Origin of the sequence: Nostoc paludosum FACHB-159, from assembly GCF_014698835.1 — a bacterium.
In the GTDB taxonomy this organism is placed as follows: domain Bacteria; phylum Cyanobacteriota; class Cyanobacteriia; order Cyanobacteriales; family Nostocaceae; genus Nostoc; species Nostoc paludosum.
The window spans coordinates 131971-143683 of the sequence record NZ_JACJTU010000023.1 but is presented as its reverse complement, the minus strand read 5'-3'; the positions used below and the strand labels follow the sequence as shown (position 1 = coordinate 143683).

Annotated in this window: 7 protein-coding genes; all 7 read left to right on the top strand. The window is 42.6% G+C overall.

The window, feature by feature from the left end; translation table 11 throughout:
• The first annotated feature begins 542 nt into the window (after positions 1-542).
• The gene (argJ, locus tag H6H03_RS22820; RefSeq protein ID WP_190957348.1) at positions 543-1784 is read left to right on the top strand and encodes a bifunctional ornithine acetyltransferase/N-acetylglutamate synthase; all 1242 of its coding nucleotides are present in this window, start codon (positions 543-545) and stop codon (positions 1782-1784) included.
• 725 nt (positions 1785-2509) lie between these two features.
• Positions 2510-3892: a CmpA/NrtA family ABC transporter substrate-binding protein gene (locus H6H03_RS22815; RefSeq protein WP_190957347.1), complete on the top strand. Its 1383-nt coding sequence runs from the start codon at positions 2510-2512 to the stop codon at positions 3890-3892.
• Between the two features lie 103 nt (positions 3893-3995).
• The gene (ntrB, locus tag H6H03_RS22810) at positions 3996-4835 is read left to right on the top strand and encodes a nitrate ABC transporter permease (protein WP_190957346.1); all 840 of its coding nucleotides are present in this window, start codon (positions 3996-3998) and stop codon (positions 4833-4835) included.
• Positions 4836-5336: 501 nt separating this feature from the next.
• Positions 5337-7070: a diflavin flavoprotein gene (locus H6H03_RS22805; protein WP_190957345.1), complete on the top strand. Its 1734-nt coding sequence runs from the start codon at positions 5337-5339 to the stop codon at positions 7068-7070.
• Positions 7071-7174: 104 nt separating this feature from the next.
• Positions 7175-7687, top strand: coding sequence for a phosphate-starvation-inducible PsiE family protein (locus H6H03_RS22800; RefSeq protein ID WP_190957344.1), 513 nt, complete (start codon positions 7175-7177; stop codon positions 7685-7687).
• A 117-nt stretch (positions 7688-7804) separates the two neighbouring features.
• Positions 7805-9541 carry a diflavin flavoprotein gene (locus tag H6H03_RS22795; protein WP_190957356.1) on the top strand — a complete coding sequence of 579 codons (1737 nt, stop codon included), beginning with the start codon at positions 7805-7807 and terminating at the stop codon, positions 9539-9541.
• 105 nt (positions 9542-9646) lie between these two features.
• Positions 9647-11653 carry an ABC transporter ATP-binding/substrate-binding protein gene (locus H6H03_RS22790; RefSeq protein ID WP_190957343.1) on the top strand — a complete coding sequence of 669 codons (2007 nt, stop codon included), beginning with the start codon at positions 9647-9649 and terminating at the stop codon, positions 11651-11653.
• The last annotated feature ends 60 nt before the right edge of the window (positions 11654-11713 follow it).

The following is an 11713-nucleotide window of genomic DNA, read 5'->3' as shown; positions in this document are numbered from 1 at the left end:
CACCTCCCACACCTCCCACACCTCCCACACCTCCCACACCTCCCACACCTCCCACACCTCCCACACCTCCCACACCTCCCACACCTCCCACACCTCCCACACCTCCCCATGCCCCATGCCCATTACCTAAGTATTTTCCCGGTGCTTCTTTACAGAATCTTCATAATAAAACTGGTGACAACCCTCATACCAAAAATGGTATGCTCTGGTATGTAGATGCACCCTGATGATCTGGAGAGCGACTTAAGTAGCTCTCCTTTTTCGCATTTTAATTTCGTCATAAGAAACGTAAAAATAATTATGCTAAGGGCCAAGTGGTGCATTATTATTTATTGCCATCAGCAAATAAACTCATAATAAAAGCAATTAGGGAGTAGGGAGTGGGGAGTGGGTAGAGACGCAATTAACCCTTGTCTGTACGGAGTGGGGAGATAAGGGGCAAAGAAAAGGCACAATTCGTAACTCCTAAGTCAACCGTCAACCGTCAACAATCAACACTCCGTACTCCGCACTCAGCACTTAGCAGGTTGTGGGGGACAATCATGGCAGATTGGCAAAAAATAACAGGTGGCATCACAGCACCAAGGGGGTATCAAGCGGCGGGAATTACCGCAGGGCTGAAGCCTTCGGGGTTGCCGGATTTAGCTTTAATATATTCAGATGTGGAAGCGATCGCAGCTGGTGTATTTACCACTAGCCAGGTGAAAGCTGCTTGTGTGGAATATTGTCGCCAACGCTTGCAAGCTAAACATAGCGCTCGTGCTATCCTTTGCAATGCCGGACAAGCAAATGCCGCTACAGGAAATCAAGGCTGGATTGATGCCTTAGAATCTGGGATGGCAATAGCTCAAGCACTGAACATTCCTTCTGAATCGGTGTTGTTGGCGTCTACTGGGGTGATTGGTCAACGTATTAAGATGGATGCTTTGCGAAGTGGGATTCCCAAGCTAGTAGCAGCACTATCAGAAACAGGCTCAGATGCCGCCGCAGGTGCGATTATCACTACAGATTTAGTCACAAAATCCATTGCCTTAGAGACAACTATAGGCGATCGCCCCGTGCGAATTGGCGGTATTGCCAAAGGTTCGGGTATGATTCACCCCAACATGGCAACCATGTTGGCATTTGTGACTTGCGATGCAGCTGTTTCGCCAGCCCTTTGGCAGCAAATGTTAGTTAGGGCAGCTGATAGAAGCTTTAATTCCATTACCGTGGATGGTGACACGAGTACTAACGACAGCTTAATTGCCCTGGCAAACGGTCAATCTCGCACCCCAGCAATTACGGAAGTGGGTGCAGAGTCAGAGAGATTAGAAGCAATGTTAACAGCAGTTTGCCAGCATTTAGCCAAAGCGATCGCTCGTGATGGTGAAGGTGCAACCTGCCTCATAGAAGTGGAAGTGACTGGCGGCCAAGATGAACTCTCAGCCAGACAAATAGCCAAAACCATCGCAGGTTCTTCTTTAGTTAAATCTGCAATCTTCGGACGTGACCCTAACTGGGGGCGTATCGCCGCCGCCGCTGGACGCGCAGGTGTGCCCTTTGAGCTAGAAAATCTGCAAATTAAGTTAGGCAATTTCTTAATGTTAGAAAATGGGCAACCATTACCATTCGATCGTGCAGCAGCCAGCGCCTATTTGAAACAAGCAGCTAAGGGTGCTTATCTCGAAGAGGATACAGTATTAATTTCCGTCAGCGTTGGCAATGGTCATGGTACGGGTAAAGCTTGGGGTTGTGATTTGAGCTATGACTACGTGAGGATTAACGCAGAATACACGACTTGAAGAATACAAGATTCAGTGGCATTGCTGAATCTAGGGATGATTTTTACCTCACGCAAAGGCGCAAAGGCGCAAAGAATCTACCTTTAGCCTTCGTCAAAAATCTTAATTCATCCCGAATTTATGCAACGCCGATTCAGTTTTAGTAAGATGCGTTATCCCAAAGGCCAACGCACCTTTTTTAACGTGCATTTGACAAACCTCACCCACCCAGCCTCCCTCTGGTTCGAGGCTACGGTGTACACACAAGTCTTGGAGGAGAGGGACTGGGGGTGAGGTCAAAATCACATACATCAAATTCACGTTTTTTTATTGATTTTGCCTGATAATCACAAAAAAAAGTAAACGATAGTCTCAATATAATAGTGTTCATAAATCAGACTTTATATATTAAGAATTACTACTACAGTCTAGACAGATAGATAAACTTTTTCTTATAGTTCCAATCTAATATTTATTTAATAAATGGCGATAAGTAGTTAACTAATTTGCCTTCAAAGGCTGTAAACTTATTTCAACCAGGTGAATAACACTTCTGCGTCACACCAGAGCAGATTTAATCAATTCATTGAAATTTTGTTTTAGGCAGTAGCAATAGCCATTGAAAAATGGCTGTATTTGCCTTGCAAAATATAGCTTGATTGGTCATTAAATTGCAAGAAACATAACATTGTTCTTGCTTCAATTGTGATGGCTATAAAAATAAAATTTAGATTCCAGGGGATATTATGACAGAATTTTTTAATGGAATTTCTCGGCGCAAATTCATCTTCACAGCTGGAGCATCTGCGAGTGCGGTATTTCTCAAAGGTTGTTTGGGTAATCCACCTGAAAACCTGACTGGTGAAGGCACTCAAGCACAACCAAATGCTCAGTCAGTTGCTAATATTAGTCCCGAACAAACACCAGAAACTACTACAGTCAAACTAGGATATATTCCGATTGTAGAAGCGGCTCCTTTAATTATTGCCAAAGAAAAAGGCTTTTTTGCCAAATATGGCATGACTAAAGTTGACCTTTCTAAACAAGCTTCTTGGGGTGCGGCTAGAGATAACGTAGAAATTGGTTCTGCCGGTGGTGGTATTGATGGCGGTCAATGGCAGATGCCAATGCCACATTTAATTACAGAAGGTTTAATTACCAAAGGCAATCAAAAAATCCCCATGTATGTATTATGTCAATTAATCACACATGGAAATGGAATTGCGATCGCCAACAAGCACCAAGGCAAAGGTATCAGCCTACAATTGGCTAGCGCGAAATCCCTCTTCACCGAACTCAAATCTTCAACACCCTTCACCGCAGCCTTCACCTTTCCCCACGTTAACCAAGATTTGTGGATTCGCTACTGGTTAGCAGCAGGCGGTTTAGACCCAGATGCAGATGTGAAATTGCTCACAGTACCAGCAGCACAAACCGTTGCCAACATGAAAACAGGAACGATGGACGCCTTTAGTACAGGTGACCCCTGGCCTTATCGCCTTGTTCAAGACAAAATCGGCTACTTAGCAGCCTTGACAGCAGAAATTTGGAAGAATCACCCTGAAGAATATGTTGCCATGAGAGCCGACTGGGTTGATAAAAACCCCAAGGCAACTAAAGCAATTTTAAAAGGCATTATGGAAGCCCAACAATGGTTAGATAATTTTGACAACCGCAAAGAAGCAGCTGAAATTCTTGCTGGACGAAATTATTTTAATCTTTCCTCGCCTGAGATTCTTGCAGATCCATACCAAGGTAAATATGACATGGGTGATGGTCGCAAAATTGATGATAAATCAATGGCAGCTTACTACTGGAAAGATGAAAAAGGTAGTGTTTCTTATCCCTACAAGAGCCACGATTTATGGTTCATAGTGGAAAACGTTCGTTGGGGATTTTTACCAAAAGATTACGTTGCCAATAATGCTGCTAAAGCTAAAGAACTAATTAATAAAGTCAACCGCGAAGATATTTGGAAAGAAGCAGCTAAAGAAGCTGGTATTGCTGTTGCTGACATTCCCACAAATACATCCCGTGGTGTCGAAGAGTTTTTTGATGGCATCAAATTCGACCCCGAAAAGCCAGAAGAATATCTCAAGAGTTTGAAAATCAAGAAGGTAAATATTTAATTGGGCATGGGGCATTGGGTATTAAGAGAGAATGACCAATGACTAATGACCAATAAGTAGTGACTAATGACTAACAACAAAAAATTTGAGGAGAACGCCAATTATGACACTAGCCCAAAAGCGCCCTGCAACCCCTAGACTTAATAATGGTTTTATATCTCGTCTGCAAAAGCAATTTCCTGACCTTGTACCACCAATTATTGCCATCATTATTTTTCTCGTTCTGTGGCAATTATTTGCTTGGACTCCCGGCGCAACATTACCAGGGCCAATACAGGTTATACAAGACACTTGGATACTCATTTTCTGGCCATTCTATGACCGAGGCGGCATCGATAAAGGTTTGTTTTGGCAAATTTTAGCAAGTCTGCAACGAGTCGCTATTAGTTATAGTTTGGCGGCAGTTGTGGGTATTGCTTTGGGCGTTCTAATTGGTGTTAATAAAACCATGTCCAAAGCTTTAGATCCCATCTTCCAATTACTGCGGACAGTACCACCTCTAGCTTGGGTGCCAATTTCTCTAGCAGCTTTACGACAAAATGAACCCGCAGCATTATTCGTAATTTTCATTACTGCAATTTGGCCGATTTTAATTAACACTGCTGTGGGTGTGACTCAAATTCCCCAAGATTACAACAACGTCGCCAAAGTTTTACAACTTAGCCGCAAAGAATACTTTACTAACATTTTGATTCCTGCGGCTTTACCTTATATTTTCACAGGTTTGAGAATTGCGATCGGTTTAGCTTGGTTAGCGATTATCGCTGCTGAAATCGTCATGTCCGGTATTGTGGGAATTGGCTTCTTTATCTGGGATGCGTATCAAAATAACAACGTCAGCGAAGTAATTTTGGCTCTAGTTTATATCGGTGTCGTTGGCTTACTCCTAGATAAAGCAATGGCTTGGCTGCAAAACAAGATTTTACCAGCAGAACAGAAGTAATAAGACAGCAGAATTCAGAATTCTGAATTTGCAACTCAAGCAGTTTTGACACGAGGTATCCTCTGTAAACTTGTCACTCCTCCTTAAACTAATACGCTTGGGTTAAAGCTTGATTCTCACTAAGTTTCTTTAAAAGGAAGGGAATTACACCAATTTTCAGATAAATAAACCACGCAGTAGGGGCGCAAGGCCTTACGCCCCTACGACAGATGTGGTTCAAATAGATGAAAACTGCTGTAAGCCCCATTTTTAAAGGAAGTTAGAGAAATATCCTCAAGCTAAATATCAGCAACCTAAGCGTATTTTTCTTTCATAAATTCAATCTTTATCATCAAATTAATGATAATCATTGACTTATTTCAATAGTAAATATAGAGACAATAACAATAACTTTTTTTGATAGTTAGCTTTAGAAATTGGCATTTTACTAATCACAAGTTTCAAGTAAATATAAGAAATAAGCACACTTGCTCTAGATAATCTCTTGATAGGAGAAACCCAATGGTCGCACTCACACAGCCTATTCAAGTTATTCCCAACACCGGACTTTTAACAATTGAAACTGTTGAAATCGCTGCTGAAACAACTGCTATTCGTTGTCTTGATTGGGATAGAGAACGTTTTGATATCGAGTTTGGTTTACGTAATGGCACGACCTATAATTCTTTCTTAATTCAAGGAGAAAAAGTAGCTTTAGTTGATACTTCTCACAGCAAATTTGAGGAGTTATATCTAGACATATTAACAGGGTTAATTGACCCAACGAAGATAGATTACTTGATTATTAGCCACACAGAACCAGACCATAGTGGCTTAGTAAAAAATATTTTACAACTCGCTCCTGATGTTACCGTTGTTGCTGCGAAGATAGCGATTCAATTTCTAGAAAATATGATTCACCAGCCTTTTAAATCAAAGCTGGTAAAAAGTGGGGAATTCTTAGATTTAGGTAACGGACATCAATTAGAATTTATTTCGGCTCCTAATTTACACTGGCCAGATACAATCTTGACTTATGACCACAAAACAGGCACTCTTTACACCTGTGATGTGTTTGGAATGCACTACTGTGATGACCATACTTATGATGAAAATCTGGACATCATCGAAGAAGATTTTAAATATTACTATGATTGCTTGATGGCTCCTAATGCTCGGTCTGTATTGGCGGCTTTAAAAAGAATTGAAAAATTAGAAATCAAAACAGTTGCTACAGGACACGGGCCTTTACTAAAAGAGTATATTTCCGAATGGCTGGGGCGCTATCAAAATTGGAGTTCAGAACAAGCTAAAACAGAGACATTAGTAGCTTTATTTTATGTTGAAGATTACGGGCATAGCGAGCATTTAGTAAGGGCGATCGCACATGGAATTGCCAAGACAGGTGTAGCGGTAGAATTAGTAGCTTTGAATAATGCCGAGCCTCAAGAAGTTAGAGAATTAGTTGACCAAGCCGCTGGTTTAGTTATTGCAATGCCTCCCCAATCATCAGATGTTCTTCAGGCAGCTTTCAAAACTATATTAGCGGCTGCTCATAATAAACAAGCAATTGGTTTAGTAGAGTCGGGAGGAGGAGAAGATGAACCTGTTTATCCATTACGAAATAAGTTTCAAGAACTAGGATTAATTGAAGCCTTTAGCCCAATTTTAGTTAAAGAGGCTCCCACACAAGTAATAGAACAATTGTGTGATGAAGCGGGGACAGATATGGGTCAATGGTTAACTCGCGATCGCACAATCAAACAAATTAAATCTATTGATAACGAATTAGAGAAATCCTTGGGGCGAATTAGCACGGGACTGTATATTATCACCGCCAAAAAAGGCGAAGTTCAAAGTGCAATGCTAGCTTCTTGGGTAACGCAAGCAAGTTTGAATCCTTTAGGTGTAGCGATAGCCGTAGCTAAAGATAGGGCAATAGAAACATTAATGCACGTTGGCGATCGCTTTGTTCTAAACATTTTAGAAGAAGGCAGATATCAAGGATTAATGAAACATTTCCTCAAGCGTTTTGCTCCCGGTGCAGACCGCTTTGCCGGCATCAAAACATATCCTGCTGCAACCAACGAATCCCCCATTTTAGCTGAAGCTTTAGCTTATCTCGAATGTGAAATCACCAGCCGTATGGACTGTGGCGACCATTGGGTGATTTATAGCACCGTCCAAACCGGCCGAGTCGCCAAAATCAACGGATTCACTGCCGTCCATCACCGCAAAATTGGCAATCATTACTAAGAAAGGGAACAGACAATAGGCAATAGGCAAGAGTCTGTAGTTATTTTTCTCTCACTCCCTCATCTCCCCATCTCCTCATCCCCCCACTCCCCACACACAAAGCTATGTATAAACCTGCTCAAGATAGCCCAATTCTCACCTATGAAATCCATCGGAAACGCATCGTCAAAAGCTTGGAATTTATTCAAGATTTGATTGTCGTTTCTCTGTGTCTCGGTTTATTTTGCTTCATGGTAATTCAGGTGAGAGATATGTTTTTCTCCCTGCTTCCCCCACTGGATTTTCATGTTGTTACTGCCGATATTCTCTTTTTGCTCATCTTAGTTGAGTTATTTCGACTGCTGATTATTTACTTACAAGAACAACGAATATCTATTGGCGTAGCCGTCGAAGTCTCCATTGTTTCTGCCTTGCGAGAAGTCATTGTTAAAGGAGTTTTAGAAACTAATTGGAGTCAAATTTTAGCCACTTGTGCCTTCTTATTGGTTTTAGGAGTAATACTAGTTGTTCGAGTTTGGCTACCTCCTACCTTTGATGGCATCGACCCCGAACAAGCAATATCTAAACGCTATAAAAATCGAACCAAATCTGAATTAGTTGAAACCAACGGCAATTAGAAAGGGCAGATGGGGTGATGGGGAGATAAGGAGATGGGGAGATTTCTAATAACCAATAGCCCATATCCAATGCCCCATGCCCAATGCCCAATAACCAATTCTCACAGAGAGGTTACTATGTCTGCTAATACTTTGATTACCAGTCGTCCGAGAGATGTACAGGTTGCTGAAATTGCTAAAGACACGCTGGTTTTGCGATCGCGGACTTGGGAAAGACTAAAATTTGAAGTTGAGTATTCCCGCCAACGGGGAACTACGGCAAATTCTTATCTCATTCAAGCTGATAAAAAAGCTTTAATCGATCCTCCTGGCGAATCCTTTACGGAAATTTATCTTCAAGAATTAGCACAATATTTAGATTTCGCTACCTTAGATTACATTGTTCTCGGTCATGTTAACCCCAACCGCAGAGCCACTTTACAAGTATTATTTTCTCAAGCTAATCAAGCTACTTTAATTTGTTCTCGCCCTGCTGCTAATGCTTTGAAAACTGCTTTTCCAGAATGGGAATCGCGCATTCAAGCTGTGCGTTCAGAGGATACTTTAGATTTAGGGCAAGGGCATAATCTCACATTTATTACTGTACCGACTCCTCGCTGGGCAGATGGATTGTGTACTTATGATTCTGCTACCAAAATTCTTTATACAGACAAATTTTTTGGCGCTCATATTTGTGAAGATACCCTCTTCGATGAAGACTGGAAACGTTTAGATGCAGAACGTCATTACTATTTTGATTGTCTCCACGCACCCCAAGCAAAACAAGTCGAAGTTGCTTTAGAAAAGCTTTCAATTTTCCCGGCAAAATGTTATGCTCCTGCTCACGGGCCTGTTGTTCGTTACAGTTTAAGTCGGTTTACTTTTGATTATCGGCAATGGTGTCAAAAACAAAAATTACAAGAATTAAGTGTTGCTTTACTTTATGCCTCTGCTTACGGAAATACGGCAATTGTAGCTAATGCGATCGCTCAAGGTTTAATTGAAAATGGAGTCAATGTAGAGTCGATTAATTGCGAACTAGCTGAACCAGCAGAAATTACCCGCGTTGTTGAAGCTTGCGACGGCTTTATTATTGGTTCGCCCACATTAGGCGGTCATGCACCAACCCAAATTCAAACAGCTTTAGGAATAGTTCTAGCCACAGCAGCCAAAACAAAATTAGCCGGAGTATTTGGTTCATTCGGCTGGAGTGGAGAGGCAATTGATTTACTTGAAAGTAAACTCAAAGATGCCAATTATCTTTTAGGATTTGAAACAATCCGAGTCCGCTTTACACCCACAGATGAAATTTTTCAACAGTGCAAAGAAGCAGGCGCTTCCTTTGCCCAAAACTTGAAGAAAACAAAAAAATTGCGGACTGCGCGTCAAGTCGTCACAGAAACCCAAGTAGATCGTACCGAACAAGCAGTAGGTCGGATCATCGGTTCCTTGTGCGTTTTAACAACTCGCGATGGAGAAAGCCACAAAGGAGTTTTAACTTCTTGGGTTTCTCAAGCAACTTTTAATCCACCAGGAATTATGGTTGCTATTGCTGAAGAACAAAACGCTGATTTAATGTGTCATCCTGGTGATAAATTTGTATTAAATATTCTTAAAGAAGGTAGAAATGTCCGCCGCTATTTTTCCCGCAATAGTGTTTTAGGAAACAATCCCTTTGTCAATCTCTCCACACAAACTGCTGACAATGGTTGCCTAATTCTCACCGAAGCCTTGTCCTATTTAGAATGCACGGTACAAAATCAAATCAAATGTGGTGACAGATGGTTAATTTATGCCGTAGTCGATAAAGGTCAAGTCCTAGAAACCGATGGCTTAACCGCCTTAGAATATCGTAAATCCGGCAGCTATTATTAATTCGTAATTCGTAATTCGTAATTATTGAAAAGCTGCATTCTTTCTGGTGTTTACTTTTTTATCTGTTCTAAATTTTCTGAGCAAATTACAAATTTTGAAACTGCCATGTCTACATTTGTTGCTGTCGATCGCATTGATAAAGTTTTTGAATTAACCGGCGGTGGTAAATATATTGCCCTCAAAGGAATTGACCTGGAAATTAAGAAAGGAGAATTTGTTTCTTTAATTGGTCACTCCGGTTGCGGCAAATCTACATTATTAAATATGATTGCAGGCTTGGATTTGCCTAGCGAAGGTATTGTCACCCTAGAAGGGCAAAGAATCAGCCAACCAGGCCCCGATAGAATGGTGGTTTTTCAAAACTATTCGCTATTACCTTGGCGGACAGTTAGAGAAAATATTGCCCTAGCGGTAGACTCAGTAATGAAAGGCGTACCCGCAGCCGAACGCAACGCCATTATCGAAAAACACATAGACATGGTGGGCTTGCGTCCCCACGCCGACAAACAGCCGGGAATGTTATCTGGGGGACAAAAGCAACGTGTAGCGATCGCCCGCGCTTTAGCGATTCGCCCCAAGTTACTATTATTAGATGAACCCTTCGGCGCTTTAGATGCACTCACTCGCGGTAATTTGCAAGAACAACTGATGCAAATTTGCGAAGAAAATGAAGTTACCGCTGTCATGGTTACCCATGATGTAGACGAAGCGGTGCTATTATCTGACAGAATTGTCATGCTCACCAACGGCCCCGAATCGAAAATTGGTGACATTCTAGAAGTAGATATTCCTAGACCCCGCAAGCGCATGGAAGTTGTAGAACATCCCAGCTACTACAGCTTGCGGAGTGAAATGATTTACTTCCTCAACCAACAAAAACGCATTAAGAAAATTCGCGCCAGAAAAACTGCCGACATTTCCCGTCACGGCTTAGAAAAAGTTAACTTAGAAATCGGCTTTTTACCCCTCACCGCTTGCGCCCCCTTAGCAGTTGCCAAAGAAAAAGGCTTCTTCGTCAAGCATGGTTTAGATGAAGTTCACCTCGTGCGCGAAAGTAGCTGGCGGGGTATCGTTGATGGCATGACCGGCGGTTATTTAGACGCAGCGCAAATGCCTTCCGGGATGCCGATGTGGTTAACTTTGGGAGGACACAACAACCAACCTTTCCCCGTTGTCACTGCCCTCACCATGACTCGCAACGGTAACGCCATTACCTTAGCAAAACGCTTTTACGACCAAGGCGTGCAAAGCTTATCAGACTTCAAGAGATATCTGCTGAGTACCCGCGAACAAAGACACACAATGGGAGTAGTGCATCCCGCATCAATGCACAACTTACTCCTGCGTTACTGGCTAGCCGCTGGTGGAATAGACCCCGACGGCGATGTAGACATGAAGACCATTCCCCCAGCCCAGATGGTAGCCGACTTGCAAGCCGGCAGCATTGATGGTTACTGCGTCGGCGAACCTTGGAACTACCGCGCCGCCGCCGAAAATGTCGGCTTTACCATCGCCACAGACTTAGAAGTTTGGCTAGGACACCCCGGTAAAGTTCTGGGAGTGCGGGAAGAGTGGGCAGAAACTTATCCCAATACCCACATCGCCTTAACCAAAGCGTTGCTAGAAGCTTGTCAATACTGTGCAAATCCCAACAATGCCGAAGAAATTAGGCAAATTTTAGCAGGGCGAGAGTATGTCAGCACCGATCTAGAATACATCCAACTCGAAGATCCAGATAGCCTCACCTGCGACATCAACCATCCCCTGCGAGACTATGCCCACCACCAGTTTTATTCCGAGTCTGCCATCAACCGCCCCAGTCGCACCGAACAAATTTGGATTATGAGTCAATTAGCGCGTTGGGGTGACACTCCCTTCCCCAGAAATTGGGTGGAAGTTGTCGAACGCGTCTGTCGAGTGCGCGTTTTCAGTACCGCCGCACGGGAATTAGGCTTAGATATTAGCTACATTCGCCAACCCATCCAACTGTTCGATGGTACTCCCTTTAACGCCGACGACCCAATTGCCTATCTCAACAGCTTGAAAATTAAACGCGATTTCTCAGTTGCCGAAGTCATTCTTGATGCCCCCAGAAGAAAACTCGCTTCATAGAAGGCAAGAGGCAGGAGGCAGAAGGCAGAAGGCAGGGGGAGAAAAAAGCTTAACTGAACC

Bases quoted from the DNA above. Each gene is read 5' to 3' on its own strand.
- H6H03_RS22800 (WP_190957344.1), top strand. From the start codon at position 7,175: ATGTATAAACCTGCTCAAGATAGCCCAATTCTCACCTATGAAATCCAT.
- H6H03_RS22795 (WP_190957356.1), top strand. From the start codon at position 7,805: ATGTCTGCTAATACTTTGATTACCAGTCGTCCGAGAGATGTACAGGTT.
- H6H03_RS22815 (WP_190957347.1), top strand. From the start codon at position 2,510: ATGACAGAATTTTTTAATGGAATTTCTCGGCGCAAATTCATCTTCACA.
- ntrB (WP_190957346.1), top strand. From the start codon at position 3,996: ATGACACTAGCCCAAAAGCGCCCTGCAACCCCTAGACTTAATAATGGT.
- H6H03_RS22805 (WP_190957345.1), top strand. From the start codon at position 5,337: ATGGTCGCACTCACACAGCCTATTCAAGTTATTCCCAACACCGGACTT.
- H6H03_RS22790 (WP_190957343.1), top strand. From the start codon at position 9,647: ATGTCTACATTTGTTGCTGTCGATCGCATTGATAAAGTTTTTGAATTA.
- argJ (WP_190957348.1), top strand. From the start codon at position 543: ATGGCAGATTGGCAAAAAATAACAGGTGGCATCACAGCACCAAGGGGG.